This is a genomic window from Streptomyces sp. NPDC002676 (assembly GCF_053592455.1).
In genome coordinates this window covers 554,321-579,900 of the sequence record NZ_JBSFVT010000003.1, presented here as the reverse complement: position 1 = coordinate 579,900, position 25,580 = coordinate 554,321, and the positions used below count along the sequence as shown (strand labels likewise).

The 25,580-nt window shown below is 71.0% G+C and carries 24 protein-coding genes and 1 pseudogene; 8 read left to right on the top strand and 17 right to left on the bottom strand.

What is annotated here, in order from left to right:
• Positions 1 to 70 precede the first annotated feature (70 nt).
• The gene (locus ACWD3E_RS12955) at positions 71 to 1,735 is read left to right on the top strand and encodes a threonine/serine ThrE exporter family protein (RefSeq protein WP_451387577.1); all 1,665 of its coding nucleotides are present in this window, start codon (positions 71 to 73) and stop codon (positions 1,733 to 1,735) included.
• A 39-nt stretch (positions 1,736 to 1,774) separates the two neighbouring features.
• On the opposite strand, the gene ACWD3E_RS12950 is transcribed toward ACWD3E_RS12955, so the two are convergent.
• Positions 1,775 to 2,770, bottom strand: a complete 996-nt coding sequence (locus ACWD3E_RS12950) for a DedA family protein (protein WP_451387576.1) — start codon at positions 2,768 to 2,770, stop codon at positions 1,775 to 1,777.
• A 152-nt stretch (positions 2,771 to 2,922) separates the two neighbouring features.
• On the opposite strand from ACWD3E_RS12950, the gene ACWD3E_RS12945 reads away from it, so the two are divergent.
• The gene (locus ACWD3E_RS12945; RefSeq protein WP_451387575.1) at positions 2,923 to 3,288 is read left to right on the top strand and encodes a YbjQ family protein; all 366 of its coding nucleotides are present in this window, start codon (positions 2,923 to 2,925) and stop codon (positions 3,286 to 3,288) included.
• 26 nt (positions 3,289 to 3,314) lie between these two features.
• Here ACWD3E_RS12945 and ACWD3E_RS12940 read toward each other — a convergent pair whose 3' ends face one another.
• Both ACWD3E_RS12940 and ACWD3E_RS12935 read right to left on the bottom strand, forming a co-directional pair.
• Complete coding sequence (locus ACWD3E_RS12940; protein WP_451387574.1) at positions 3,315 to 4,094, bottom strand: MerR family transcriptional regulator; 780 nt, start codon at positions 4,092 to 4,094, stop codon at positions 3,315 to 3,317.
• Positions 4,095 to 4,168: 74 nt separating this feature from the next.
• The gene (locus ACWD3E_RS12935; RefSeq protein WP_451387573.1) at positions 4,169 to 6,142 is read right to left on the bottom strand and encodes a zinc ribbon domain-containing protein; all 1,974 of its coding nucleotides are present in this window, start codon (positions 6,140 to 6,142) and stop codon (positions 4,169 to 4,171) included.
• A gap of 210 nt (positions 6,143 to 6,352) precedes the next feature.
• Here ACWD3E_RS12935 and ACWD3E_RS12930 point away from each other — a divergent pair, with 210 nt between their 5' ends.
• Positions 6,353 to 7,759 carry a glutamate decarboxylase gene (locus ACWD3E_RS12930; RefSeq protein ID WP_451387671.1) on the top strand — a complete coding sequence of 469 codons (1,407 nt, stop codon included), beginning with the start codon at positions 6,353 to 6,355 and terminating at the stop codon, positions 7,757 to 7,759.
• Here the strand turns inward: ACWD3E_RS12930 and ACWD3E_RS12925 are convergent.
• From ACWD3E_RS12925 to ACWD3E_RS12910, 4 genes are all read right to left on the bottom strand, one after another.
• On the bottom strand, positions 7,756 to 8,397 hold the full coding sequence (locus ACWD3E_RS12925; protein WP_451387572.1) for a PadR family transcriptional regulator: 642 nt from the start codon (positions 8,395 to 8,397) through the stop codon (positions 7,756 to 7,758). The genes ACWD3E_RS12930 and ACWD3E_RS12925 overlap by 4 nt on opposite strands.
• Positions 8,398 to 8,421: 24 nt before the next feature.
• Complete coding sequence (locus ACWD3E_RS12920) at positions 8,422 to 8,961, bottom strand: DinB family protein (protein WP_451387571.1); 540 nt, start codon at positions 8,959 to 8,961, stop codon at positions 8,422 to 8,424.
• 129 nt (positions 8,962 to 9,090) lie between these two features.
• Positions 9,091 to 10,551 (bottom strand): aldehyde dehydrogenase family protein, encoded by a 1,461-nt coding sequence (locus tag ACWD3E_RS12915; protein WP_451387570.1) that lies wholly within the window; start codon positions 10,549 to 10,551, stop codon positions 9,091 to 9,093.
• A 69-nt stretch (positions 10,552 to 10,620) separates the two neighbouring features.
• On the bottom strand, positions 10,621 to 11,445 hold the full coding sequence (locus ACWD3E_RS12910) for a helix-turn-helix domain-containing protein (RefSeq protein WP_451387670.1): 825 nt from the start codon (positions 11,443 to 11,445) through the stop codon (positions 10,621 to 10,623).
• 344 nt (positions 11,446 to 11,789) lie between these two features.
• Here ACWD3E_RS12910 and ACWD3E_RS12905 point away from each other — a divergent pair, with 344 nt between their 5' ends.
• Positions 11,790 to 12,287, top strand: coding sequence for an ATP-binding protein (locus ACWD3E_RS12905; protein WP_451387569.1), 498 nt, complete (start codon positions 11,790 to 11,792; stop codon positions 12,285 to 12,287).
• Between the two features lie 123 nt (positions 12,288 to 12,410).
• On the opposite strand, the gene ACWD3E_RS12900 is transcribed toward ACWD3E_RS12905, so the two are convergent.
• The 4 genes from ACWD3E_RS12900 to ACWD3E_RS12885 all read right to left on the bottom strand — a co-directional run bounded on the left by ACWD3E_RS12900 (position 12,411) and on the right by ACWD3E_RS12885 (position 14,020).
• On the bottom strand, positions 12,411 to 12,677 hold the full coding sequence (locus ACWD3E_RS12900) for a DUF397 domain-containing protein (RefSeq protein ID WP_451387568.1): 267 nt from the start codon (positions 12,675 to 12,677) through the stop codon (positions 12,411 to 12,413).
• A gap of 143 nt (positions 12,678 to 12,820) precedes the next feature.
• Positions 12,821 to 13,285 (bottom strand): SRPBCC family protein, encoded by a 465-nt coding sequence (locus ACWD3E_RS12895; RefSeq protein WP_451387567.1) that lies wholly within the window; start codon positions 13,283 to 13,285, stop codon positions 12,821 to 12,823.
• Positions 13,282 to 13,629 (bottom strand): ArsR/SmtB family transcription factor, encoded by a 348-nt coding sequence (locus tag ACWD3E_RS12890; RefSeq protein WP_451387566.1) that lies wholly within the window; start codon positions 13,627 to 13,629, stop codon positions 13,282 to 13,284. Before ACWD3E_RS12890 ends, ACWD3E_RS12895 begins: the two co-directional genes overlap by 4 nt.
• Before the next feature lie 7 nt (positions 13,630 to 13,636).
• On the bottom strand, positions 13,637 to 14,020 hold the full coding sequence (locus ACWD3E_RS12885; protein WP_451387565.1) for a VOC family protein: 384 nt from the start codon (positions 14,018 to 14,020) through the stop codon (positions 13,637 to 13,639).
• A gap of 157 nt (positions 14,021 to 14,177) precedes the next feature.
• Between ACWD3E_RS12885 and ACWD3E_RS12880 the strand changes: the two genes are divergently transcribed.
• Complete coding sequence (locus ACWD3E_RS12880) at positions 14,178 to 14,675, top strand: hypothetical protein (protein WP_451387564.1); 498 nt, start codon at positions 14,178 to 14,180, stop codon at positions 14,673 to 14,675.
• Between the two features lie 82 nt (positions 14,676 to 14,757).
• Positions 14,758 to 15,273: a DUF4232 domain-containing protein gene (locus tag ACWD3E_RS12875; RefSeq protein WP_451387563.1), complete on the top strand. Its 516-nt coding sequence runs from the start codon at positions 14,758 to 14,760 to the stop codon at positions 15,271 to 15,273.
• A 16-nt stretch (positions 15,274 to 15,289) separates the two neighbouring features.
• Here ACWD3E_RS12875 and ACWD3E_RS12870 read toward each other — a convergent pair whose 3' ends face one another.
• Both ACWD3E_RS12870 and ACWD3E_RS12865 read right to left on the bottom strand, forming a co-directional pair.
• Positions 15,290 to 16,396, bottom strand: coding sequence for a DUF2786 domain-containing protein (locus tag ACWD3E_RS12870; RefSeq protein ID WP_451387562.1), 1,107 nt, complete (start codon positions 16,394 to 16,396; stop codon positions 15,290 to 15,292).
• Between the two features lie 88 nt (positions 16,397 to 16,484).
• On the bottom strand, positions 16,485 to 17,411 hold the full coding sequence (locus ACWD3E_RS12865) for a S41 family peptidase (protein WP_451387561.1): 927 nt from the start codon (positions 17,409 to 17,411) through the stop codon (positions 16,485 to 16,487).
• Positions 17,412 to 17,485: 74 nt separating this feature from the next.
• On the opposite strand from ACWD3E_RS12865, the gene ACWD3E_RS12860 reads away from it, so the two are divergent.
• Together ACWD3E_RS12860 and ACWD3E_RS12855 are read left to right on the top strand one after the other, a co-directional pair.
• Positions 17,486 to 18,004 carry an ArsR/SmtB family transcription factor gene (locus tag ACWD3E_RS12860; protein WP_451387560.1) on the top strand — a complete coding sequence of 173 codons (519 nt, stop codon included), beginning with the start codon at positions 17,486 to 17,488 and terminating at the stop codon, positions 18,002 to 18,004.
• A gap of 176 nt (positions 18,005 to 18,180) precedes the next feature.
• On the top strand, positions 18,181 to 19,884 hold the full coding sequence (locus ACWD3E_RS12855) for a bifunctional 3'-5' exonuclease/DNA polymerase (protein ID WP_451387559.1): 1,704 nt from the start codon (positions 18,181 to 18,183) through the stop codon (positions 19,882 to 19,884).
• Positions 19,885 to 19,909: 25 nt separating this feature from the next.
• Here the strand turns inward: ACWD3E_RS12855 and ACWD3E_RS12850 are convergent, their stop codons facing one another.
• From ACWD3E_RS12850 to ACWD3E_RS12835, 4 genes and pseudogenes are all read right to left on the bottom strand, one after another.
• On the bottom strand, positions 19,910 to 23,239 hold the full coding sequence (locus ACWD3E_RS12850) for a BTAD domain-containing putative transcriptional regulator (protein ID WP_451387558.1): 3,330 nt from the start codon (positions 23,237 to 23,239) through the stop codon (positions 19,910 to 19,912).
• Positions 23,240 to 23,691: 452 nt separating this feature from the next.
• Positions 23,692 to 23,883 (bottom strand): annotated as a pseudogene (locus tag ACWD3E_RS12845) (glycosyltransferase family 2 protein); the annotation flags it as partial.
• 107 nt (positions 23,884 to 23,990) lie between these two features.
• On the bottom strand, positions 23,991 to 24,857 hold the full coding sequence (locus ACWD3E_RS12840) for a choice-of-anchor K domain-containing protein (protein ID WP_451387557.1): 867 nt from the start codon (positions 24,855 to 24,857) through the stop codon (positions 23,991 to 23,993).
• A 37-nt stretch (positions 24,858 to 24,894) separates the two neighbouring features.
• A complete protein-coding gene (locus ACWD3E_RS12835; RefSeq protein ID WP_451387556.1) occupies positions 24,895 to 25,506 on the bottom strand; it encodes a hypothetical protein in 612 nt (203 codons plus the stop codon).
• Positions 25,507 to 25,580: the final 74 nt, after the last annotated feature.

Sequence of the window (25,580 nt, the reverse complement as noted above, 5' to 3'; positions counted from 1 at the left end):
GTGCGGCCCGTTTGCGTACGCATGCGCATACTGAGGCCTACGGAAGGTGTCGTTCAGGGAGCGGTTTGAGGTGACGGAGGCGGAGGCGCAGGACCGTAAGCCCCGGTCGGACGAGGCGCGAGCCGTGTACGACCCGGAGCTGACATCCGAGTTCGCCATTCCCAAGGGCATCGAGGTCCCCGAGGGCGGCGCTGAGCCGGAGACGACGTCCGAGTTCGCGGTGCCACAGGGGCTGGAGACCCCGCACCTGCCGAGCGCCGAACCGGAGGGGTCGGCGTTCACCACGCCGCGCGGCTACAGCGCCCAGCACGCTCCGTCCGCGTTCACCCCGGCGTCCGGGATACCGGTCAGCCTGATCAAGGACGCGCCCTGGCAGGACCGGATGCGGACGATGCTGCGCATGCCGGTGACCGAGCGGCCTGCGCCGGAGCCGGTGCAGCGGGTGGAGGAGGGCGGCCCGGCGATCCCGCGCGTGCTCGACCTGACCCTGCGTATCGGCGAGCTGCTGCTGGCGGGCGGCGAGGGCGCGGAGGACGTGGAGGCCGCGATGTTCGCGGTGTGCCGCTCCTACGGCCTGGACCGCTGCGAGCCGAACGTGACCTTCACGCTGCTGTCGATCTCGCACCAGCCGTCGCTGGTCGAGGACCCGGTGACGGCGTCGAGGACGGTACGGCGGCGGGGCACCGACTACACGCGGCTCGCGGCCGTGTTCCGGCTGGTGGACGACCTGTCCGACCCGGAGACGCATGTCTCCCTGGAGGAGGCCTACCGGCGGCTGGCGGAGATCCGCCGCAACCGGCACCCGTACCCCGGCTGGGCGCTGACCCTGGCCGGCGGACTGCTCGCCGGCGCGGCCTCCGTGCTGGTCGGCGGTGACCTGCTCGTGTTCGTCGCGGCGGCGCTCGGCGCGATGCTCGGCGACCGGCTCGCCTGGCTGTGCGCCGGGCGCGGGCTGCCGGAGTTCTACCAGTTCACGATCGCCGCGATGCCTCCTGCGGCGATCGGGGTGGCCTTCGCGCTGGCGCACGTCGACGTGGCGGCGTCCGCCGTCATCACCGGTGGACTGTTCGCGCTGCTGCCCGGACGGGCGCTGGTGGCGGGCGTGCAGGACGGACTGACGGGCTTTTACATCACCGCATCCGCCCGCCTGCTGGAGGTCATGTACTTCTTCGTCGGCATCGTGATCGGCGTGCTGACCGTCCTGTACTTCGGCGTGAAGGTGGGCGGCAAGCTCAACCCGGACGCGGCACTGAACATCTCCGAACGGCCGCTGCTGCAGATCGCCGCCTCGATGATGCTGTCGCTGACCTTCGCGGTGCTGCTCCAGCAGGAACGATCCACTGTGCTGTGGGTGACGCTCAACGGCGGTGTCGCATGGTCGGTGTACGGCGCGATGCACTACGCGGGCGGCATCTCCCCGGTCGCCTCCACGGCCGTGGCGGCGGGCCTGGTGGGCCTGTTCGGACAGCTGCTGTCGCGCTACCGGTTCGCCTCCGCGCTGCCGTACACGACGGCGGCGATCGGGCCGCTGCTGCCCGGTTCCGCGACGTACTTCGGGCTGCTGTCCATGGCGCAGAACCAGGTGGACAAGGGGCTGGTGTCGCTGGCCAAGGCCGCCTCGCTCGCCATGGCCATCGCCATCGGCGTCAACCTGGGCTCGGAGATCTCCCGGCTGACCCTGCGGATCGGCTCCGCCGGGAAGCGGAGAGCCGCGAAGCGGACTCGCGGTTTCTGAGCGCCTACTGGCTCGGGAGCAGTTCCCCGCGCCCCCTTGCTAGTGCTGGCGGTAGTCGTAGGGGTACTGGTTCTGGTCGTACTGGTTCTGGTCGTACTGGTTCTGGTCGTACTGGTTCTGGTCGTACTGGTTCTGGTCGTACTGGTTCTGGTCGTACTGCTGCGGGTACTGCTGCTGGTCCCAGTGCGGCTGCTGGTCGTAGCCCTGGTTCTGCCGCGGGTCGTACCCCTGGTTCCAGTCCTGCTGCTGGGGCTGGGGCTGGGGCTGCTGGTACGGCTGCTGCGGGTACTGCCGCCCGTGCGGCTGCTGGTACGGCTGCTCCGGCTCGATGCGGCGCAGCTGGGCCGTCGCGTCGTCCATCGGCGGTGCCGGGCGGGCCGCCTGCGGGGCCGCCGGCTCGGTCCGCAGGGCCTTCTTCTCCTTGCTCCGGGCCCGCAGGAACTCGATCGCGATCGGGACCACCGAGACGAGGACGATCAGGATGAGGATCGCCTCGATGTTCTTCTTGACGAAGCCGATGTTGCCGAGCCAGGAGCCGAGCAGCGTGACACCCGCTCCCCACAGGGTGCCGCCGATTATGTTGAAGGTCAGGAAGGAGCGGTACCGCATGCCGCTGACGCCGGCGATGATCGGCGTGAACGTGCGCACGATGGGCACGAAGCGGGCCAGGACCAGGGACTTCGGACCGTACTTCTCGAAGAACTCGTGCGCCTTGGTGACGTTCTCCTGCTTGAACAGGCGCGAGTCGGGCCGGTTGAACAGGGACGGGCCGACCTTCTTGCCGAACATGTAGCCCGCCTGGTCGCCGAGGATCGCGGCGATGCAGATGAGCGCGATGGCGCCCCACAGCGGGAAGTCGAGCTGGTGCGACGTGATCAGCAGGCCGCAGGTGAACAGCAGCGAGTCACCCGGCAGGAAGAAACCGATGAGCAGGCCGGACTCGGCGAAGACGACGAGCAGCAGACCCCAGATGCTGTACGTGTCGAGCAGATAGTTGGGGTCCAGCCAGCTCGGGCCGAGGGCGAGTGTCATCACGGGTCCGGGCTCCTGAGGGGGGACGAGGACGGCTACGACGTCCATGTGGGCCACACGTGGTCGCACAACGCTATCAACGCCAGATGGCCGCCCCAGGTTCCACGGGTGACTCCAGGATGCACTGTGCGACAACCCGGACAAAGCTGTGAGCCATGGGACTCGATGACTACGGCGGCGGCCAGGGGCCCCGGCCGGACGTGCTGGTCGTGACGACGAACGAGGTGCCCGGATACCGGGTGCAGGAAGTACTCGGCGAGGTCTTCGGGCTCACCGTGCGCTCACGGCACCTCGGCAGCCAGATCGGCGCCGGGCTGAAGGCCATGATCGGCGGCGAGCTGAAGGGGCTCACCAAGACGCTCGTGGAGACCCGCAACCAGGCCATGGAGCGGCTGGTGGAGCAGGCACGCGCGCGTGGCGCCAACGGCGTGCTGGCGTTCCGGTTCGACGTGACCGAGACCGCGGACGTGGGCACCGAGGTGTGCGCTTACGGGACGGCCGTGGTGCTGGCCCGGGAGTAGCGCTCCCGGGCCGGGGGGACAGGAGGTCACACCGTGTGCCGGTCGGCGTTCGCGGTGATCGCGTCCCGCAGGTGCTCGGCGAGACCCTCGTGCATGGAGTCGTAGAAGGCCTTGAACCGCTCGTCGGCGATGTACATGTCGCCCAGGCAGCGGTGCATCTCGTACGGGCAGTCGTAGAACCACCTGCTGATGTGCTGCCGGTGCTCCTCGGCCAGCTCCATGGCGGCCTCGCCGGTCGGCGGGTCACCGGCGGCCACCAGGGCGGCGTACCGCGCGCTCCAGTCGTCGACCTCGGCCTGCAGCCGCTTCCAGTCCTCCTTGGTGTAGGTCGCGGCACGGCGCTGCGACTCGGCGTACTGCTCCGTGCCGCCCCAGCGCGCCTCCGCCTCCTCGGCGTACTGCTCGGGGTCCTTGTCCCCGAAGACCTCGAACCGCTCCTCCGGCGTGAGGTTGATGCCCATCTTGCGTGCCTCCATGGCGTGCTCCACGGCCGCGGCCATCTTCTGGAGCCTCTCGATCCGGGCGGTCAGCAGTTCGTGCTGGCGGCGCAGGTGTTCGCGCGGGTCCGCGTCCGGGTCGTCGAGCAGGACCGCGACCTCGTCGAGCGGGAAGCCGAGTTCCCGGTAGAACAGGATCTGCTGGAGCCGGTCGAGGTCGGCGTCGCCGTAGCGCCGGTGACCGGCGTGGGTGCGCTCGCTCGGGACGAGCAGGCCGATCTCGTCGTAGTGGTGCAGGGTGCGCACCGTGACCCCGGCGAACTGCGCGACCTGTCCCACGGAGTAGATCTGTCCTACGGAGTAGCTCACTTTCCGCTCCTTCGGTCGGTACGCGCTCCACGGTGCGGCCTCACGCCACGTGAGGTGCAAGCGTCTCTGATCAGCTAAGCGATCCCATGCAAGAACGTGGCGTCAGGCATGGGTGGTGCCCACCGTGGCGGGGTGGCGTGGGCGTGCAGGTGGAATCCTGCACCCAGTGCCGCTCCTCGTGGCCGGTGTCGGCCGGTGGCGGGTGTGCTGATCGTCGTCACGCCCTGGTGTCGGTGGGCTGCGCGGGGCAGCCTCATCCGGCCCGTGTGAGCGTGTCCCTCCGGACGCTGTCCCGCCGAACCTGTGGGGCTGGTGGGGGAGGGTGCCCTGCGTCGCCTGGGCGCGGGGCGTGTGGTGCGGTGCCGGGTGGGGCCGGTCTTGGACCGGTCCTTCCAGCTGGTCTTCGTGGCCGGGGTGACCATGGCTTGAGTTTCGAGTTCGTCCACCACCGAGCGGATGACCATGGTGCCGGTGGCGCGGTCGGTGACGGTCTTGGTCTGGTGGGCCAGGCCACGCGCGGCGATGCGCTGCCAGGCCCCCATATCGCGGTCGCCTTGCCAGCCACACTCTGGATTCAGGCAGACGGCCCATTTCCAGCCGGGTGTGGTGGGCCGGTCGGGGGCCTTGCGGTGGCGCAGCGGGACGAGACAGTGGGGGCAGTGCCGGGAGGTGTCGCGGGCGGGGACGGTGACGACGGTGATGCCCGCCTCGGCGGCCAGGTGCCGCATCCGGTCCACGATCTGCCCGCGTACCTGCTGGGACAGGCGGGTGTTGAGGGTGCGGCCCATGCCCCGGGCTTCCATCGAGCGAAGGTCTTCGATGTAGATCACGGTCGCACGGGCGGTGATGGCCTGATCGACCGTCCAGCGTGCGGCGGACCAGGCGAGGGCGTCGTTGAGGTGGGAGCGGCGGTCGCAGACGTGCCGGAGCTCCTCGGCGAGCACCTGCTGTTTGACCGTCAGCGGATGCGTGTGGTTTCCGGCGATGAGCCGCTTGTAGTGGCCGGCCTTGGTATGCAGGTGCTCGCTCTCGCGGCGCAGCCGGTGCTGTTTAGCCTGCACACCAGAGGCGCGGAACATGCCACCCGTGCCGAGAGCGGTGATCTTCCCGTCGCCGTGCAGGCGGACCGCGCCCGCGCTGAGCAGGGTGTTCAGCCCCCAGTCCACGCCGAGGGCAATGGTGTGCCCACTGCGCCGGGCCATGGGCACGGCGTGGGTGTAGGCGAGATCCACCCTCACCCGGCCCTGGTGGATGCGCAGGGTAGGCAGGTGCAGCACCGCGCCGAGCGGGACGATCGGCGGCAGCGTGATCGAGCAGGCCACCCAGCTCCAGTCCCGGTAGGAGCGCGGGTTTGGGCGGGTGGGCAACTGCAGTCGCAGCAGCGCCCGGCCCGGATCATCAACACGGGCGATCGACGCCTGCTGCCCGTCACAAGCCGACAGCAGCAGCATCCGCGCCGTGCGGGGTGCGGCCTCCAGCTCGAACACATCGACCGGCAACCGGCCGTGCTTCTTGGCGAAGGCGGCAATCTGCCGGGTCCGGGATCTGATCACGATGGACGGCAGGTGCCGGCCATCGTGAATGGCCGCGCGGACCGCATCCCACTCGGCCGGGGTGCGCTTGCCCGGTTCGGCAGGCCACGTCGCCAGAATCCCGGCGGTCAGGTCGGCCCGCCATTTCACCGATCGCAGCGTGCGCCCGGCGGTTTCCTGGGCCATGCGCACGATCCGGTCATTGACGCGGATGCCCTCGGTCAGGGCGGCACTCCAGCCCAGGCGCCGCAGCGCCATCCACGCGTTCGACGGCAGCGCACGGCCTACCGCGTCCGTACCGGAGGCGAGCGCGCTCACGTCGGTGGCGTTCCAGTGCGCGGCCAGCAGCGAGGTCGCCATGCCGGACACCAGATCAGCCGCCCAGCCCACCCGCTCCGCCAGCACCGCGGCCGACAGCACCTCGCCCGTCTTCTCTACCACCCCCGTACGCAGCAGACCACGGGCACAGGCGGTACCGGCCGCCTCGCCCTCACCCAATCGCAGCCTCCGGCTCACCAGCACCCACTCCCCGCTGTCCGCCCCTCTGTCATCCGATCAACGACATTCCCGCGAAAAGGTCACACATTCGATCTACGAACTCATACACGACACCGACACCCGGCATGAGGCCGAACGACGACACATCACTACGGATCCCGAAGGAAACGCGTGAGCCTGCTTCAATCCAAGCCACGCATCCACTCCGCCGCTGAGGAGGGCAAGCCCATGGCGTTGCACCAAGGTCCGGAGAAACACGACGAGCGGTCGCTGGCGGTCAACCCGTTCTTCGGGGAGGCCAACCCCGTCGGCGGCATGACCGAGGCCCCGCCCACGCACCGGCTCCCGGACGCCCCGATGTCCCCGACGACGGCGTACCAGCTGGTCCACGACGAGCTGATGCTGGACGGCAACTCCCGGCTGAACCTGGCGACCTTCGTCACCACCTGGATGGAGCCGCAGGCCGGGGCGCTGATGCAGGAGTGCCGGGACAAGAACATGATCGACAAGGACGAGTACCCGCGCACGGCCGAGCTGGAGAAGCGCTGCGTGGCGATGCTCGCCGACCTGTGGAACGCGCCGGACCCCTCGGCCGTCGTCGGCTGTTCGACCACCGGGTCCAGCGAGGCGTGCATGCTCGCCGGGATGGCGCTCAAGCGCCGGTGGGCCAAGCGCAACGCCGACCGGTATCCGGGGGCACGGCCCAATCTGGTCATGGGCGTCAACGTCCAGGTCTGCTGGGAGAAGTTCTGCAACTTCTGGGAGGTGGAGGCCCGGCAGGTGCCGATGGAGGGCGACCGTTTCCACCTGGATCCCGAGGCCGCCGCGCAGCTGTGCGACGAGAACACCATCGGGGTCGTCGGCGTCCTCGGCTCCACCTTCGACGGGTCGTACGAGCCCATCGCGGAGCTGTGCGCGGCCCTGGACGTCCTCCAGGAGCGCACCGGGCTCGACATCCCCGTGCACGTCGACGGGGCGTCCGGGGGCATGGTGGCGCCCTTCCTGGACGAGGACCTGGTGTGGGACTTCCGGCTGCCCCGGGTGGCCTCGATCAACACCTCGGGGCACAAGTACGGCCTGGTCTACCCGGGCGTCGGCTGGGCGCTGTGGCGGGACCAGGAAGCGCTGCCCGAGGAGCTGGTCTTCCGGGTCAACTACCTGGGCGGCGACATGCCGACCTTCGCACTCAACTTCTCGCGGCCCGGCGCGCAGGTGGTCGGGCAGTACTACTCGTTCCTGCGGCTGGGCCGGGAGGGCTACCGGCTGGTGCAGCGCTCCACCCGGGAGGTGGCGTGCTCGCTCGCGGAGCGGATCGCGGCGCTCGGTGACTTCCGCCTGCTCACGCGCGGGAGCCAGCTGCCGGTCTTCGCCTTCACCATGGCCGACGGCGTGTCGTCGTACGACGTCTTCGACGTCTCCCGGCGGATGCGCGAGAGCGGCTGGCTGGTGCCCGCGTACACCTTCCCGCCGAACCGGGAGGATCTGTCCGTGCTGCGGGTCGTGTGCCGCAACGGCTTCTCGCACGACCTGGCCGACCTGTTCATGGCCGACCTGACCCGCCTCGTCCCGGAGCTGCGCCGCCAGCCGCACCCCCTGGTCCGGGACAAGGACGCAGCGACCGGCTTCCACCACTAGCGCGTGTCTTCGGGGTGCCGCTCCCCCGTGGCGTAGGGGTTCTCCTGGCCCTCGGCGAGTACGCCGACGAACGGTTCGCCCTCGCCCGCGAAGGTGTAGGCGCCCTTCTCGATGCGTGCGATCAGGCCCTGGGTCCAGGCGGCCTCGCCGTCGGCCGCGTGGACCCACATGTTCATGATCTCGCCGATGTGGCCGAGCTTCTCCGGGCCGTCCTCGGGGATGTAGTGCTCGGTGACGGAGCCGCGCCACTCGGCCAGCCGGCGCAGCCGCTCCCGGAGCAGGGCCACCACCTCGGCGCGTTCCAGGTCGACCATGAAGCCGATGGCCGTGGAGAGCAGGTCGATGCTCCGGTCGCGGGCGGCCAGGGCCTCCCGAAGGAGCGTGAAGTACTCCTCGGTGCCCTGCTCGGTGACCTCGTACTCGGTGCGGGGCGGTCCCCCGGCCGTGGACGGCGCGATCTCGTGCGCGTGCAGCAGTCCCTGCCGGGCCATCTGCTTCAGGGCGTGGTAGATCGAGCCCGGCTTGGCGTTGGACCACTCGTGCGCGCCCCAGTACTCCAGGTCGGCGCGCACCTGGTAGCCGTGGGCCCGCCCGTGCTGGCGGACCGCGCCCAGCACGAGCAGACGGATCGCTGACATGCGGTCCAGGTTAGGCGTGTACGGCTATCCCGCCTGCTCCAGGGCCACCAGCTCGAACGCGGTCTTGCCGTCCAGGGACTCCCGGATGATGTCGGCGTGGCCGGCGTGCCGGGCCGTCTCCCGGATCAGGTGCAGGCAGAGCCAGCGCAGCGAGACGCGGCCCTCCGGCGGGAACCAGGGGTCGGGCGGCAGCGGGAAGGAGTCGTCCAGGCTGGGCGCGGAGCGGATGAACTTCTCCGTCTCCGCGGCGACCTCCTCCCAGTAGGCGAGCTGCCCGGCGACGGTCTCGTCGTCCGTCAGCTGGAAGGACTCGTGCCAGTTCGACTCGTCGCGCTTGACCGCCGCGGCCTCCTGCTTGGCGCGGGCCACCCAGCCCTGCTCGGTCTCGGTGACGTGCTTGAGCAGTCCGCCCAGGGACAGTTCGCTCGCGCTGGGGCGCATGCGGGCCTGTTCCTCGGTCAGCCCCAGCAGCGCCCGGCGGATACCGCCGCGCTGTTCCTCTATAAAGGCGAGCAGCGCCCCGCGCTCGTCGCCCTGTGCCTCCGCGCTCACGTGCGTGACCATGACCGGCCGCCTTTCCTCAAGTCCGTTTCCCTGACACCGAGAAAGCTACGGGCCATTGCGGTCAGGTTCTGTCCGCAATGGCCCGTCGGGCGAAGAGAGCCTCGAAGGAAAACCTGGCTCGAAGGAAACCTAGAACGGGAAGCCGCTGCGGCCGTGCTGCACCGAGATCCACTTGATGGTGGTGAAGGCCTCCATCGTCGTCTCGCCGTTCAGGCGGCCGATGCCGGAGTGCTTCTCGCCGCCGAAGGGTACGAGCGGCTCGTCGTGCACGGTGCCGTCGTTCACGTGGAACATGCCGGTGTCGATCTGCTTCGCGAAGGCCACACCGCGCTCGATGTCACCGGTGTGCACGGCGCCGCTGAGGCCGTAGGGGGTGTCGTTGACGATCCGGACCGCCTCCTCCTCGCCGTCGAACGGGACGAGGAAGACGACCGGGCCGAAGACCTCCTGCTGGAGCAGGCTGGAGCCGGCGGGCACATCGGTCAGCACGGTGGGCTCGACCAGGTTGCCGGAGACGGTGCCCTGCACCAGGGCGGTGGCGCCCTCGGCGAGCGCCTGCTCGATCGCGCCCGAAATCGCGTTGGCCTGGGTGGTGTTGATCACCGGGCCGATGACGGTCTGCGGGTCGCTCGGGTCGCCGACCTTGAGGGTCTTGACCTTGGCGACGAACTTCTCGGTGAACTCGTCGGCTATGGACCGGTCCACGAGGACCCGGTTCGCGGCCATGCAGACCTGGCCCTGGTGGACGAACCGGCTGAAGACCGCCGCGTCCACCGCGTAGTCGATGTCGGCGTCGTCCAGCACCACCAGCGCGCTGTTGCCGCCCAGTTCGAGCACCGCGCGCTTGAAGTTCTTGGCGCACACGGTCGCGACGTGCCGGCCGACCCGGTCGGAACCGGTGAAGGAGATGACCTTGGGGATCGGGTGGTCGATGAAGGCGTCGCCTATCTCGGCTATGTCGGTGACGACGACGTTGAGCAGACCGCCCGGCAGCCCCGCCTCCTCGAAGATCTTCGCGACCAGGGTGCCGCCGGAGATCGGGGTGTTCTGGTGCGGCTTGAGGACCACGCCGTTGCCGAGGGCGAGCGCCGGGGCCACCGACTTCAGCGACAGCAGGAAGGGGAAGTTGAAGGGGCTGATCACGCCGACGACGCCCACCGGAACCCGGTAGACCCGGTTCTCCTTGCCGTCCGTCGGAGAGGGCAGCAGCTTGCCCTCGGGGCGCAGCGCCAGGTGGACCGACTCGCGCAGGAACTCCTTGGCGAGGTGCAGCTCGAAGCCCGCCTTGACGCGCGTGCCGCCCAGCTCCGCGATGATCAGGTCGGCTATCTCCTGCTCGCGCTCCTCGATCAGCCTGAGCGCCCGCTCGAAGACGGTACGGCGGGCGTACGCGTTGGTCGCGGCCCACTGCTTCTGCGCGCGGGCGGCGGCCCGGTAGGCCTGGTCGACCTCGTCGACCGTGGCCACGGTGATGGCGGCCAGCTTCTCGTCGTTGTAGGGGTTGAAGTCGATGACGTCCCAGGAGCCGGTGCCCGGACGCCACTCACCGTCGATGTACTGCAGGGCCAGGTCGGTGAAGTAGGACGACATGTGATCCCTCAATCGCTAGCAGACACCAGATCCACTCACAGTCTGATCACACGTCATCGTACTTGTGTTTCAAGAGAGTTGAAGGAGTCCGCGGAGCAGATCCCGGCTCTCGTCCGGGCCGGGACTGTCCTGCTGCAGCTCCTTCAGCGCCTGCTCGTACTGGGCGACGTCCTCCCGCTTGTCGAGGTAGAGGGCGCTGGTCAGCTGCTCCAGGTAGACCACGTCGGACAGGTCGGACTCGGGGAAGCTGAGGATCGTGAAGGCGCCGCTCTCGCCGGAGTGCCCGCCGAAGCTGAACGGCATGATCTGGAGCCGTACGTTGGGCCGCTCGGAGAGGTCGATCAGGTGCTGGAGCTGTCCGCGCATCACCTCGCGGTCGCCGTACGGACGGCGCAGCGCGGCCTCGTCCAGCACGATGTGGAACTCGGGGGCGTTGTCGTCCAGCAGGTGCTTCTGCCGCTCCAGGCGCAGCGCGACCCGCCGCTCCACGTCGGCCGGGCTCGCGCCCTTCATGCCGCGCCGGACCACCGCGCGGGCGTAGGCCTCGGTCTGGAGCAGGCCGTGCACGAACTGCACCTCGTAGGCGCGGATGAGGGAGGCGGCGCCCTCCAGGCCCACATAGGTGGGGAACCAGCTGGGCAGGACGTCGGTGTAACTGTGCCACCAGCCCGCGACGTTGGCCTCCCGAGCGAGGGAGAGCAGCGACTCGCGCTCCGCCTCGTCGTTGATGCCGTACAGCGTCAGCAGGTCCTCGACGTCTCTGGTCTTGAAGCTGACCCGGCCCAGTTCCATCCGGCTGATCTTCGACTCGGAGGCGCGGATGGAGTACCCCGCCGCCTCGCGCGTGACCCCCCGCGCTTCACGCAGTCGCCTGAGTTGCGAGCCGAGCAGCATGCGCCGCACCACCGATCCGGGCTCTCCCGCGCTCACGTTCGTCGCCTCCCCAACCGTCTTCAGGGGCCGAAGTCTGCCACTAAAACGCTTCGCGCAGTACTCATCCGGTTACGGAAACGGAAAGAGGTCGGCCGCTTGTGCGCAGGATGGAGACGGGTTCGCCACCGCCAACCGCCTAAAGACGACTCCCAGATGGCGGAAAAAATGGCCAAGAAGCGGTACGGGCAGGTTCAATTCGGTCTCGTGCACGTGCATTTGCCCTTGCATCTGCCCTTCCCATCCGAAACCATGGTCCCGCGCCACCGCTGCATCGCAACGACCGCGGAATCCCGGGAGTGCCTCGCATGGGAACGAATGGATCGACCATGCTCAAGCCATTACGGCAGGGCCTTCCTCCACTCGACCCCGCGGCCGTGTCCGATGCCGCCTCCTGCGCACTGCCCGCCCGCTACGAAGCGGTGCGCGAGGCCCGTCGCTTCACCCGGAACACCCTCGACCAGTGGGACGTGGACGACCGCTTCGACGACATATGCCTGGTCGTCTCCGAACTCGTCACCAACGCCCTGCGCCACGCGATGCCGACGGAGCCGGGCCGTGCCGCCGACCACGGACCGTCCGTGCGGCTGCATGTGATGCGCTGGACCGAGCGGTTGGTGTGCGCGGTACGCGACCCGAGCCACGAGACACCTGTCCCGCGCGACTCGGACGACTTCTCGGCGGAGTCGGGGCGCGGCCTGTTCCTGGTCGACTCCTTCAGCGACAGCTGGGGCTGGCACCCGCTCGCGGGCACGCTGAGCGGCAAGGTCGTATGGGCGCTGTTCCGGCTTCAGTCCTCCGACTGAAGCCGGAACGCGGCATTCACGGCCTTCTGCGTTCACGGCCTTCGACGGCGCAGTCTTTCTACGCGCGTTAACTCGTCCGACACCTCTGCAACGACCGGCCCGTTCGCGGCCGGTACTCGTGCGTCAGCTAGTCAGGTGGTCGAACTCGCCGTCCTTGACGCCGAGGAGCATCGCCTCGATCTCCGCGCGTGTGTAGACGAGCGCGGGCCCGTCCGGGAAGCGGGAGTTGCGTACGGCCACATCGCCACCGGGCAGCCGCGCGAACTCCACGCAGGAGCCCTGCGAGTTGCTGTGCCGGCTCTTCTGCCAGGCCACTCCGTCCAGCTGCGTGGCAGCCATGCCGTTGTACACGTCGTACCCCCTGTACACGCTGTCAACGTCGTGGTCCACAGGTCGCTCCCCGGTGCACTGGCTGGTGTGGCCATAGATGCTGTAGTCAACTGACCCGGATCATAGCCCTGTTCACGTGCAGGTGCATGGGCAGATGCACGTGCACGCGGGGTTATCCCTCAGTTACTCCTTTGACGCCTGCTTTACCGAAGCTGGTTGAGCGTCTGCCCCAGAGCGGGCAGGACATGTCCCCTCCAGCCCCCGCCCATGATCTTCCGCGCCATCATCTGAGCCGGATCGTCCGGATCGAATCCCTCGTGTACTAGAAACAGACGCGTTCCGCGCCCTTCCTGTTCCAGGGTCCAGGTGATGGTCCAGTCCGCGGGATTGGCGGGATCGGCGTCCGCCCACCGGAGGGACAGCATCCGCTCGATGTCGTAGGCGAGCACCCGCACCTCGACGACACCGGAGAAGCGGGCGTTGGGACGCGGGACCGAGGTCAGCCGGTACCGGTGGCCGACCTCCAGCCGGAAGTCCTCGGCGCCGGGCATCTGCCAGCGGGCCAGCAGTTCCGGCTCGGTGAGGGCGCGCCAGACCTTGGCGGGCGGGTGCGGGAAGTACTGGGCGACGCGGATGGTCGTGAGGTCGTCATCGGGTTCGGTGCTCATGACCCGTCATCGTCAGGCATACGGTCGAGCAGCTCACCGAGACCTTTCAGCTGCCCACGCCAGAACCGCTCGTACGGATGGAGCCAGTCCTGCAGCTCGGCGAGCGGGGCCGCTTCCAGGCGGTAGATGCGCTGCCGGCCGGAGCGCTGCTCGGAGACGAGGCCGGCCTCCCGGAGCACCTTGAGGTGTTCCGAGAGGCTCGGGCGGCGCATGTCGAAATGGTCGGCCAGGGCCTGGACGGGCTGCGGTCCGCGCTCGCGCAACAGCCGCAGCACCTCTCGGCGGGTGGCGTTCGCCAGCGCGGCGAAGACGCGGTCCTCGGCGGCGGTACCCGTCCCGTTCATGGGGCCGTCAGAAGCCTTCCTTCTCCGTCAGCAGCATCAGACCGTTGCCGTCGGGGTCCGTGAAGGAGGCCATCCGTCCCCAGGGGAGCTCGTCCGGCCCCTGCACGGGGATGCCGGCCGCGGCGAGCCGGGCACAGTCCGCGTCGACGTCGGTCGTGACCAACATGATCCCCCGCGCGGAGCCGGGAGTGAAACCGCCCATGTCCGGCCCCGAGAGCGTGAAGACGGTCTGCGCACCCTCGGGGGCCACCTGGAGCCAGCGCCCCTGGGGCAGCTGCCGGTCGGCGGTGACCTCGAAACCCAGTACGTCCCGGTAGAAGCGCAGGGCACGGTCCTGGTCGGAGACCGGAAGGGTGACGAAGGAGGCGTGCGTGATGTGCGTGGTGTCCATGAGGGCGACAATAGGTAGGAGATTCCCTACGCGTCAATCGTAGGAAAACTCCTACCTGTCTCTCGGGCGGCGTCCGCAGGTCCCTCCAGGGCCTGCTGATAGCTTGCTGCGGGTCCTCCGGCCACGGGCGGCCGGCCGCTACAGCTAGGAGCTTGACGTGACTTGGGCGACTGCAAGGGTGCGCGCCACGGCCGTGGCCGTGGCCGCGGGTCTGACGGGCGCGCTCGCGCTGACGGCGTGCAGCAGCGGGGGCGACGGCTCCAAGGACGACTCCACACAGAGCCCGTCCTCGACGGCCACCGCGGGTTCGGGTGCCCCCACCGGCGCCGCGCCGGGGGCCTCCGGCAAGCTCCAGGGCAGCTGGATCACCACCACGGGCGGCAAGGTCGTGGCGCTGGTGGTCAACGGGAAGAAGGCAGGGCTCTTCGCGACCGGCGGTGCCGTGTGCAGCGGCACGGCGGGCACCGAGGCCGGGATGCAGATGATCCATCTGACCTGCACCGACGGCAGCAAGGACCGGGTGTCCGGCATGGTCGACTCGGTCGACGCGCAGGCCATGAAGGTGACCTGGTCGGGCAAGCTCGGCCAGGAGACGTTCACCCGGGCCGAGGGCGGCAAGCTGCCCTCCGGGCTGCCGACCGGCTTGAAGCAGTGACTCCGGAGGGGTGCGCGTACGAGCCCGGGGCGTAGGCGCCATGATGCTGGGGCACCGTCACCGCCTCGACAGGAACCAGCCCATGCGCGCCATTCCGCTCACGCTCACCGTCCTCGTCTCCGCCCTCGCCCTGACCGCATGCAACAACGGTGGAGGGGGCGGGAGCAAGGGCGCCGCCGGTGGCTGCGCCGTCGGCAAGGCCTCCGTCAACGCCAGTGCCGCGAGCATGGCACCGGCGGCCGGGGACACCGGCGAGGTCGTCGTCGGCATCACCAACCAGAGCGCGCCCTGCACCCTGGACGGCTTTCCGCACGTCGAGCTCGAGCAGGCCGGCCGCGCGGTGACCCTGAAGCCCCAGGCGGGGGCCAAGGCCCAGAAGCTGAAGCTCGCCAAGGGAGACTCCGCGACCTTCACGGTCACCTATGTGCGCGGCAAGGACAGCGACGCGAAGACGCTGAATGCCACGTCGATGCGCCTCACCCTGCCGGGCAGCAAGACCTCCCAGGACTTCCCGTGGAAGTACGGACCGATCGCCGGCCGGACCGGCCAGGGCGACCCGAACGCCTACGTCAGCGCGTTCCAGCGGCCCGGGGACTGACAGCGCCGCCCACGGCCTACGGCAGCCGCGGCCGGGCTCCGACCTGGGCCTGGTCCGCAGCCGCCGCGCCCTCCGTCCAGCCCGCCGCGTCGGTCACCCCGCGCAGCCGGGTCGTGGTCGTCTCCGGGAACATGCGGTCCAGGCGGTCGGTGACGGCTATCGCGCGCGTGGCCAGCACCGGCAGCAGATCCTGGGTGACCTGGGTCTCGGCGGCGGCCCTGAGCCGGTCGCCGACGCGGTGCGCGTAGGCCGCGAAGAAGGACTGCCGGAAGGTCTTGGTGCGCTTGCGGCCGCCGGCTCTCTGCGCGGCCTCCGCCCTGGTCATCGCGTGCATGGCCTGCACCAGCAGCGAGGCGTGGAGCAGCTCGACCGCCTCCAGGTCCGCCTCGAAACCGACGACCGTGGTGAAGCCCAGCGGTTCGTTCCACACCGCGCGGCAGTGGTTGGCCGTGGCGACCGCGTCCAGCAGCACCGCCTTGGACTGCTCGTACGGCGGCTCGACCCCGATCCGGCAGGCGCCGGGCGCGTCCGGCGCGGGCGCGGCGGCGGCGAGCAGCGCCTCGTCCACGCTGTGCCGGGCCATCAGCTCCTGCGCCTTCTCGGTGAGCGCCTCCGCTTCCTCCGGGAACCCGGTGGCCTCGGCCTTGGCGAGCAGGGCGCGGATTCGGGTGAGCATGCGGGAGGCGGCGGGACCGTGCTCCCGGCGGGGCTCCTCCAGGGGTTCGAGCGCGGGCAGCCGCAGCAGCAGGCGGTACAGCTCCAGGACGGCGGTGGCGTGCGAGAAGCGGTCGCCCGCGCGGGCGGGGTCCTGCGGCAGGGCCTCCAGCTGGGCGGCCCAGCGGCCCCCGCGCGGGCGGTCCTGCCCGGCCTGGGCCCGGATCAGCCCGGCGGCCAGGAGTACGTGGAGGTCGTCCAGCTCCCGCCGCACGAGCCGTACGACGTCGGCGGGCTGCCAGCCGCGCCGCCAGGCCGCCGCCACGAACTCCTCGCCCCGCCGCGCGAGTTCCCTGTCCGCGGCGGGGTCGGCCGCGAGGAGGGACGCGCCCGTGTCGAGGCCGGAGTCGGTGTCGTCGTAGAGGGAGGCCTGGAAGGCTTGCTCGACGGTGCTGCTGGTGCTGGTCACGTGTCGATCGTGCCATGCGCCGCCGACAGCGCGGCGCGGTCGTCCACAGGCTGTGGACAACCGGCCTGTGAACGACCGCACACGGCTGTCAGGGCCGCGCCAGTTCCAGCAGTGCCCGGTCGAGGGCGTCCTCGGCCGCGCACGCGATGTCCGGGCGGATGCCGGTGCCCTCCCAGTTGGTGCCGGAGACCGGGTTGATCGAGCGGGCGACCGGGATCGCGACCTCCAGATGCGGGTGGACCGTCCAGCCCTCGCGCGGGTGCGCCCCGCCCCTGGTCGTCTCCCCCACGATCACCGCGCGGCCCAACTGCTGGAGGTTGTACGTCAGTTCCTCGGCGGCGGAGAACGTGTTGCCGCTGGTGAGCACGTAGACCGGCTTGGTGCCGCCGAAGCGGGCACCCGGGACGTGCGGCAGGCTCCAGTACTGGTCGTAGCGCTCCCCCGCGCGCGTGTACTGGGTGTTGAGGTGGGTGCGCTCGTCGAGCAGGTAGCTGCAGACGAAGGCCACCGTCTCCGGGTCGCCGCCGCGGTTGCCCCGCAGGTCCAGGATCAGCACGTCCGCGCGCGCGACCAGCGTGAGCGCGGCCGTGAGCGGTTCGGCGGACCAGGCGAGCGGGAAGAGGGACGGGCCCAGTTCGAGCAGGGCGGTGCCGCCGGTGAGCAGCTCCACGCGCGGAACCCCGCCCAGGGAGGTGTCAAACCGGCGGCGCATCTCGGCCAGCGTGGCCTCGCCCTGCTCCTCGGGGACCCGGTCGGGGTGGTACATCAGGCGCAGGTGCAGATCGCCGTTGTCCGACTGGAGGTCCGCGGTGACCCGGGCGCCCAGTTCCTCGGCGCTCCCGGCGTCGTACGCCCCCTCGGCGAGGCGGCGGCGCAGCAGCGCGGCGATTCGGTCGCCGACCTCCGGGAACACGTACTGCTCGGCGACGAGCCGGGCGGTCTCCTCGATCACGGCGGCCGTGTCGGCGACGGGGGTCTGGGGCGTACCGGGCGTACCGGGCGTCAGGGTGGTCATGATGGGGAGTACAACATCGACTTGCGAAAGCGTCAAGGGAATTAGACGCTTGATGCGCGACCGGACGGGACGACATGCGCGAGCACGAAGACGTACGCGGACAAGAAGACGTACTGGAGATCTCCGCCCCCGAGCAGTTCGCCGCGCTCGCCCACCCGCTGCGCCAGCGGCTGCTCTTCGTGCTGACCCACCAGCCCGCCACGATCAGCCAGTTGGCGGTGCGGCTCGGGGTGGCCAAGGGCAGCGTGGCGCACCACCTCAAGGTGCTGCGCGAGACTGGGCTCGTCCAGGTCGTGGAGACCCGGCAGGTCCGGGGCGGGACGGAGCAGTACTACCGACGGGTCGGCCGGCGCCTGCTGGTCGCGGAGCCACAGGCGGCGGGTACGGCGGCACTGCTGAACGCGGTCGCCCAGGAGCTGGACCGCGCCCCCGGGGACCCGCTGCTCAGCCTCCGGCATCTGCGCCTCTCCCCGGAGCGGGCACGGCGACTGCGCGACACCCTGGCCGAGCTGGTCGACGACGCCGAGGAGGACGCGGGCGATGAGCCGGTGCACGGGGTGCTGGTGGTGATGTACGAGCACGCGGGGTCGTAGCCGGGGGCCGCCGTCGCCGCAACCCCGAGGTGATCTCGACGTCTCCTTTCTCCGGGAGGCTCGCTTCGCTGCCGATGGAGAAGAACGGGCCGGAGCCCGACCGGGAGGACTGCCGCCAGGAAGGCTGAAACCGCAGGTCAGCGCCATTGTCAGACCCGCCTGTCACACTCGCAGTCATGACCGACCGGTGGGCGCTCGCACCGGCCGAGGACGGTGGCGTGGACGTCGCCCCCCTCGGCCCGGACGGGCTGCCCGCCGGGCCGGTGCGGCGGGAGAGCGATCTCGCCGGGGCGGTGCGGAGCCGCCCGGAGGTGACACGCTGGGTGTGGCGGTCGACCCCCGAGGTCTACCCGCGTCTGCTCGCCACGGGGGTGCGAGTCGAGCGGTGTTACGACATCGAGGACGCCGAAACACTGCTGCTGGGCCACGAGGGACGGTACGGCGAGCCGCGCTCGGCCGCCGCCGCCCTGGCCCGCCTCCGCGGCGGCCCCGTACCGCCCGACCCGCCGCAGCGCGCGGCCGAACCGGGCGCCCAGTCCCCGCTGTTCGAGCCCACCGGCACCCGGCTGCCCCTCGACGACCTCCTCGCCGTCTACGCCGACCAGCAGCGGCGGCACGAGAAGACCGCCCACCCCGACCGGATGCGGCTGCTGACCGCCGCCGAGTCGGCGGGGATGCTGGTGGCCGCCGAGATGAACCACACGGGCCTCCCCTGGAGCGCCGAGGTCCACCGCGAGCTGCTGCACGACCTGCTCGGCGAGCGGTACGCGGGCGGTGGCGAGCCGCGCCGCCTCGCCGAGCTGGCCGACGAGGTGTCCGCGGCCTTCGGCCGCCGGGTCCGGCCCGACCTGCCCGCCGACGTGGTCAAGGCCTTCGCCCAGGCCGGGATCAAGGTGAAGTCGACCCGCCGCTGGGAGATCGAATCCCTCGGCCACCCGGCGGTCCAGCCCCTGCTGGAGTACAAGAAGCTGTACCGCATCTGGGTGGCCCACGGCTGGTCCTGGCTGCAGGACTGGGTGCGCGACGGCCGCTTCCGGCCGGAGTTCCTGGCCGGCGGCACGGTCACCGGGCGCTGGGTGACCAACGGCGGGGGCGGACTGCAGATCCCCAAGGTGATCCGCCGGGCCGTGGTCGCCGACCCCGGCTGGCGGCTGGTCGTCGCCGACGCCGACCAGATGGAGCCACGGGTCCTCGCGGCCATCTCCCGCGACCCGGGCCTGATGGAGGTCGCCGGCCGCGAGAGCGACCTCTACCAGTCCGTCTCCGACCGGGCCTTCTCCGGCGACCGCGACCAGGCCAAGCTCGCCGTGCTCGGCGCGGTCTACGGCCAGACCTCCGGCGACGGCCTGAAGAACCTCGCCGCGCTCCGCCGCCGCTTCCCCAAGGCCGTGGCCTACGTCGACGAGGCCGCCCGCGCCGGTGAGGAGGGCCGCCTGGTGCGCACCTGGCTCGGCCGGACCTGCCCGCCGGCCGCCGGGGCGGGCGAGGACGCGGCGGAGGAGGCGGGCATCCCCGTGGGCGACGGCGACGCCGAGAGCCCCGCGGACGGCCAGGCCGACGGGTGGGTCCCCGGCTACGCGTCCACGAACTCCCGCGCGCGGGGCCGCTTCGCGCGGAACTTCGTCGTGCAGGGCAGCGCCGCCGACTGGGCCCTGCTGCTGCTCGCCGCGCTGCGCCGGGCCTGCGCGGACCTCAGGGCCGAGCTGGTCTTCTTCCAGCACGACGAGGTGATCGTGCACTGCCCCGCCGAGGAGGCCGAGACCGTCGTCCAGGCCATCCGGGAGGCGGCCGGCCTCGCCGGGCGGCTGACGTTCGGGGAGACACCGGTGCGGTTCCCGTTCACGACGGCGGTGGTGCAGTGCTATGCCGACGCCAAGTGAACGCGCTCCAGGGGCCCTTCGGCCGTCAGGGGCCCTTCGGCCAGTCCGCGAGCAGCGTGCGCAGCTCGGCCGACACCGTCTGCTCGTCGGTGCCGTCCAGCGCCGCAAGAGCCGCGCGCCAGACGTCGTACGCCTCCGCCTCGCGCCCCTGCTCCCGCAGCAGCAGCCCGTGCTGGTGCCGGGCGAGGCCGCCCATGTAGCGGTCGGCGCGGGCGTCGGCGCGGCGCAGCAGCTCGGCGCACTCACGGTCCGCCCGCTCGGAATCGCCCAGCTTCCGCAGCGCGCGGACCAGCCCGAGCCGGGTCTGGGACTCGCCGTGCCAGTCGCCGTGCCCGCCGAGAATGCGCAGGCTCTCCTCGAAGTGCCGAGCGGCGGCGGCCGGTTCGCCGAGCGTGAGGTGGGCGTAACCGATGTTGCAGTGCGCCGAGTGCTGCACGATGACCGCGCCGATCGCGTCCCCGATCGCCAGCGAGTGCCGGTGCTGCTCGATGGCCGCGCGCGGGTCGGTGTGCTCGTAGAGGTTGCCGAGGTGGCTGTGCGTGACGGCCTCGCCGAACGGGTCGTTCAGCTGCCGGGAGTACGCGAGGCTCTGCCGCAGCGCCTCCTCGGACTCCGCGTACCGTCCGAGCCCCTCCAGCAGCAGCCCCCGGTTGTTCAGACAGCGCCGGACCCGGGCGGCGAACGTGCCGAGCCGCTGCCAGATCTCCTGGGCCTGGCCGGTGAGGACCAGGGCGTCCTTGTGCCGGCCGGTCAGGAAGTGCAGCCCCGCGAGGTCACTGAGCGCGTACGCCTCCGCCGGCTCGTCCCCGAGCACCCGCGCGGCGGCGAGCGCGGCCCGGCCCAGGACGTCCATCTCGGCGACCCGGCCGCCACGCTGGACGTACGGGATGAGCAGCCGGACGAGCACGGAGAGATACGCGGCCCGGAGCCTGTCGGAGGTGCCGGTGTTCCGCTCCACCAACGCGACGATGTTCTCCAGCTCCACCTCGCCCCAGGCGAAGGCTTCCTCGGCCGACTCGAACGGCAACAGGGCCGCCACGTCTGCGGCGTGCTCCGCCGGTTCGGCAGCGGTGGGCCGCCGCCGGTCGTCCTGGTCCAGCCCCGGTTCCACGACCGCCATGACCTGCCGCCCGGCCACGGCGGCGTACCAGCGCAGGGCGGCGGTGTCGGGGGCGGGCTCCGTCGGGGACTCCTCGGCCAGTTCGCGGGCGAAGTCGCGGACCAGGTCGTGCGGGGTGTAGCGGCCGTACGCCGTCTCCTCCAGCAGGGCCACGTCGACCAGGCGGTCCAGGGCGGCCTCGGCGCGGCGCTCGTCCGTGCCGGTGAGGAGGGCGACCAGCGGGGCGCCGTACGTCGGCAGGTCGAGGGCGCCGATGCCGCGCAGCACGCGGGCCGCGTCCCGGTCGGCCTCGCGCTCGGCGGCGGCGAGCGCGTCGTGGGCGACGGCCAGCGAACGCCGGACGCTCAGGTCGTCGTACTCCAGCTGACGCAACCTCCCGTCCCTGGCGGCCAGTTGGTGCGCCAGCACATCGGGGGTGAGCGCGCGGCGCGCGGCCAGCCGGGCGGCGACGACGCGCAGCGCCAGCGGGAGCCGTCCGGTCAGCTCGACCAGCGCGTGCCCGGCATCGAGCCCTTCCCGTCCACTCACCGCGCGTAGCAGCGCGGCGCTGTCCTCCCCGGTCAGCGGGCCCAGCGGGAAGCGCCGGGCGCCGTCCAGGGCGGTCAGCGGCGAGCGGCTGGTGACGATGACCGCGCAGCCGGGCCCGGCCGGCAGCAGGGGCCGCACCTGGGCCGCGTTCGCCGCGTCGTCCAGCACGAGCAGGATGCGGGCCGGGGCGAGCAGCGAGCGCAGCAACGCGGCGGCTGCGTCCGGGTGTTCGGGGATGCTCCGGGACTCCGCACCGAGGTCCCGGAGCAGCGCGGCGAGCGCCTGCGTGGAGGTGAGCGGGGTCATGCCCGGGGTGGCGCCGTGCAGGTTGACGTACAACTGGCCGTCGGGGAAGCGTTCCCGCAGCTCGTGCGCCACGTGCAGGGCCAGCGCGCTCTTGCCGACACCGGCCATGCCGCTGATCACCGCGACGGCGGGAGCCGGGGCGGGCGGCGGCTCGGCCAGGGCCCGGCGCAGTTCACGGGACACGTCGGTGCGTCCGGTGAAGTGGGCCGGTGGGGCGGGGAGTTGAGCCGGGCGTGGGGTGTTGCGGGCAGCCGTGGGGGTGGCGTCGCGAGGGGAGGCGGGAGCCGGCGGGGCTAGCTCGCCCGGGGGCAGGGAGGCCGACGGGGGTTCCTCCTGCGGCGACGCGGAAGCCGACCGGGTTTCCTTCCGCGGAGAAGCCTGCGCGGGGACGCGAGCGGGCCGCGTAACCGGGGCATGCTCGCGCCCACGGTCCTCAACAACTGACGTAAGCTCGCCCGCCGTTACTGGGGTGCGCGGCGGGTGCTCCCCTGAGCTCGCGGGGGCGGAGCCGATAGAGCCGCCGGAACCGGAGGCGGCAGTCTCGCCGAAGGCTCCGGAAGCGGTCGGAGCAGTGCCGGCGCCGGCCGCGCCGGAGGCCTGTCCCGTGCCCTCGTTCCCGCGCAGCACCTCGATGTGGGCCGCGCGGACCGCCGCGCCGGGCTCGATGCCGAGGTCCTCGACGAGGCGGGCCCGCAGGTCGCGGTGGACGGCGAGGGCCTCGGCCTGGCGGCCGGTGCGGTGCAGGGCGAGCATCAGCTGACGGTGGTACGCCTCGCGCAGCGGATGCTCGGCGACGAGCGCCGTCAGCTCGGGCACCAGGGCGGCCAACCGGGCGCCGCCGATGGCGAGTTCGGCATCGTAACGCCACTCCAACAGGAGCAGCCTCGCTTCCTCCAGGCGCTGCACCAGGGCGTATCCGCCGAAGTCCGCCTCGGGAGAGAGCCCGCTCAGCGGTGTGCCGCGCCACAGCGCGAGCGCGGCGGTGCAGGCGCGCACGACCCCGGCGCAGTCCCGCCGGGCGTAGGCGGCACGCGCCTCGGCGATCCGGGCATCGAAGACGTGCACGTCCAACTCGCCCTGGTCGACGCGCAGTACGTACCCCGGAGCCACGGCCCTGAGCCGCTCAGGGTCGTCCAGGAGCCGCCGCAGCCGGGCGACATGGTTGTGCAGCGAGGCCTGCGCGGAGACGGGCGGGGCCCCGCCCCACAGGGCGTCCTTCAGCGACTCGACCGAGACGACCCGGCCGGGCTCCAGCAGCAGCGCGGCGAGCAGGGCGCGCACCTTGGGACTGCCGATGGCACGGACGGTGCTGTCGGCGCCGTCCGAAATCCCGTACGGCGGCCGGTCGTACAGAACAGGCGGCCCCAGCAGTCCGAACCGCAGCTCGCACCGCCCCTTCACTTCGCTCCACTGCCTTCCCACGCGGTCGGGGCCGACCGTGCTCCGGGGCGGGCACTCGCCCACTGTCCCCTGGCGGATTTCCATCCTGCCCACAACGGTTTCCCGCCACCTTCTGTCTGCCGTCCCGGCCAGGATCCGCCGGGGTTCCAGGGCGCCTCCACCGGCGTCCGTAGTGTTCCGGCCAGCCGGTCCGGGGCTTGCGAAGGAACCGTTGGCCATATGTTAGCGATCCGTTGGTGGGCCCTGATCTGATCATTCCATCGGATCCGCCCAACGGCGCGCGCGCATAGCGCGTAACTCGGGGGAGTGTCGCCGCAGGCTGGATCCGGGGACGCAGAAGGGCCCCGGTCGGCGGAGGTGAACGACCGGGGCCCCGTCCCGTCCCCTTTGCCGCGCGCTCTCGCGCCCGAAGACAAGGCGCCTCCCTCCCGGATGACGGGCGGACGCCCGAGTCAGATGACGGGCGGACGCCCGAGCCGGGTGAGCCACCGCACCGTCCGCCACCGCATGGGCCGCCGCTCGCCGGCCGGCTCCCGCACCCCCGCCACGAACCCGCCGAACCACGCGCGCAGTCCGGCCAGGGAGCGGGTGCGGGCAAGGGTGAGCAGCGTCCACACGGCGAGGTGCACCGGGACGTTCACCAGGATGTGGACTCAGGTCCGTCGGTTCAGCCCGAACCGCTCACTTGGCCGCCCCCTTACTCCCTTTTATCCACGCCTTTCCAGAAGTCCTGAAAGCCGACGAGGCCCGTTTACGGTGTGCCGGTCGTGTTGAAGCCCCTGTCGAGGTAGGGGTACTGGTCCGGAACGTGGCCGTCCGCTGCGACCAGGCGGGCGATGCCGCCCTCGTCCCGCCAGACCTGCCGGGAGGAGCCGAAGGAGAATCCGCCGAATTCCGGGTGGGCTTCGTTGGTGTAGATCCGGTAGCGCTGGCCGGGCTGGATGACCGTCCCCGCGGGGAAGGGGAAGTCGCGCCCGGTGGGCTTGGATTCCACGACCCAGCCGGTCAGGTCCTGGGGCGCAGCGCCCTGGTTGAAGATCTCGACGTATTCGTCGGCCTGGCCCGGGCCCGTGCCCAGGTAACGCAGGTCGGAGATGATCACGTCTGGTTCTTCGGCGGTGAACATGCAGACGACCTCGGCGAAGTTGACTCCGCCCTCGGGGCTGCGGAACTGCCGGACGATCTGGCCGCCCTGCTTGAACCCGCTGAGGACCGCCCGGTACTGCTTGCCGTCGATCGTGACGGGCTGGGGGTGGATGAACTCCTGCAGGTCGACCAGGTCGTCGTCCACGGGACTGCTGCCGGTGGTGTTGGGGGTTTCGTTGTGATGGAAGCTGAAGTTGAGGTCGGTGGTGCTGCCGTCCTCGAACATGACGTTGATGCTGAGCTGGACGTCGAACTGGCTCGGGCTGACGCTGGTGGGCAGGTTGCGGTGCACGAAGGTGCCGACGACGAACTCGGTACCGTCGAGTTCGACGTCCGCGGCCGAACCGCGGAACTGGTACCCGCTCTGGGAGCCGCTGCTGCCCCACCTGACGTCCGCGGTGCCCAAGCCGTTGATCGGCGAGGCGGCCGGATTGGTGGACGGGAAGACGCCGGTGGTGACGACGGTGGTCATGGTCTGACTCCTGCTCTCTCTGTCCTCGTCCGCTCTCTCAGTCCTCGTCCTCGATGACCTCGGCCTTGAGCTTGGCCGGGGGCGCGGTACCCACCTGTGCGACGCCGTCGGTGAAGCGGCCGGGTCCGGCGCCGTCGACCGCTTCGAGGCCGCAGGTGTAGACGATGCAGTCCTTGTCCTCGCTGTTCGTGTTCAGGTGCACGTGGTAGGTGAAGGTGAGCGTGCGCCCGTCGCCGTTGACCTTGGCCTGGACGGGGGGCAGGTTGCCGCCGGTGGTCTGGTCCATGCGCTTGTACTGGGCGCCCACCATGCCGTTCCAGCGGAAGCCGGTGGGGGCGGTGAAGACGTGCTCGCGTTCGCCGGCGTCGACGGTCTCGCTCCAGTTCGGCGTGCGGACACAGATGTTGATGGTGGTGCCCAGGCCACCAGGGGCGTCCTCGACGCCGCCCTCCTGCCACACCACGAGGTCCAGCTTCTGCGCACGGCCCTGTTCGTAACCCCAGTCGTAGCCGTTCGCGTACTGGTCCTTCTGACCGCGCGTGCCGTCGCGCGGCGGGTCGGCGTGGGGCCGGCCGGCGAGCGCGTCGGCACGCCCCTGTTCCTCTCCCCGTGCGTAGGCTTCTCTCTTTGACTGCACGTCAGTGGCCATTCCGCGTCCTCCTGGACAGTGATCGATGCGTGCGATGAAACGGTGGGGGCTGCGCGTCCGGAAAACGGAACGAG

Bases quoted from the DNA above. Each gene is read 5' to 3' on its own strand.
- ACWD3E_RS12945 (WP_451387575.1), top strand. From the start codon at position 2,923: ATGGGACTCGATGACTACGGCGGCGGCCAGGGGCCCCGGCCGGACGTG.
- ACWD3E_RS12930 (WP_451387671.1), top strand. From the start codon at position 6,353: ATGGCGTTGCACCAAGGTCCGGAGAAACACGACGAGCGGTCGCTGGCG.
- ACWD3E_RS12925 (WP_451387572.1), bottom strand. From the start codon at position 8,397: ATGTCAGCGATCCGTCTGCTCGTGCTGGGCGCGGTCCGCCAGCACGGG.
- ACWD3E_RS12920 (WP_451387571.1), bottom strand. From the start codon at position 8,961: ATGGTCACGCACGTGAGCGCGGAGGCACAGGGCGACGAGCGCGGGGCG.
- ACWD3E_RS12915 (WP_451387570.1), bottom strand. From the start codon at position 10,551: ATGTCGTCCTACTTCACCGACCTGGCCCTGCAGTACATCGACGGTGAG.
- ACWD3E_RS12910 (WP_451387670.1), bottom strand. From the start codon at position 11,445: ATGCTGCTCGGCTCGCAACTCAGGCGACTGCGTGAAGCGCGGGGGGTC.
- ACWD3E_RS12905 (WP_451387569.1), top strand. From the start codon at position 11,790: ATGGGAACGAATGGATCGACCATGCTCAAGCCATTACGGCAGGGCCTT.
- ACWD3E_RS12895 (WP_451387567.1), bottom strand. From the start codon at position 13,285: ATGAGCACCGAACCCGATGACGACCTCACGACCATCCGCGTCGCCCAG.
- ACWD3E_RS12890 (WP_451387566.1), bottom strand. From the start codon at position 13,629: ATGAACGGGACGGGTACCGCCGCCGAGGACCGCGTCTTCGCCGCGCTG.
- ACWD3E_RS12885 (WP_451387565.1), bottom strand. From the start codon at position 14,020: ATGGACACCACGCACATCACGCACGCCTCCTTCGTCACCCTTCCGGTC.
- ACWD3E_RS12875 (WP_451387563.1), top strand. From the start codon at position 14,758: ATGCGCGCCATTCCGCTCACGCTCACCGTCCTCGTCTCCGCCCTCGCC.
- ACWD3E_RS12865 (WP_451387561.1), bottom strand. From the start codon at position 17,411: ATGACCACCCTGACGCCCGGTACGCCCGGTACGCCCCAGACCCCCGTC.
- ACWD3E_RS12860 (WP_451387560.1), top strand. From the start codon at position 17,486: ATGCGCGAGCACGAAGACGTACGCGGACAAGAAGACGTACTGGAGATC.
- ACWD3E_RS12855 (WP_451387559.1), top strand. From the start codon at position 18,181: ATGACCGACCGGTGGGCGCTCGCACCGGCCGAGGACGGTGGCGTGGAC.
- ACWD3E_RS12840 (WP_451387557.1), bottom strand. From the start codon at position 24,857: ATGACCACCGTCGTCACCACCGGCGTCTTCCCGTCCACCAATCCGGCC.
- ACWD3E_RS12835 (WP_451387556.1), bottom strand. From the start codon at position 25,506: ATGGCCACTGACGTGCAGTCAAAGAGAGAAGCCTACGCACGGGGAGAG.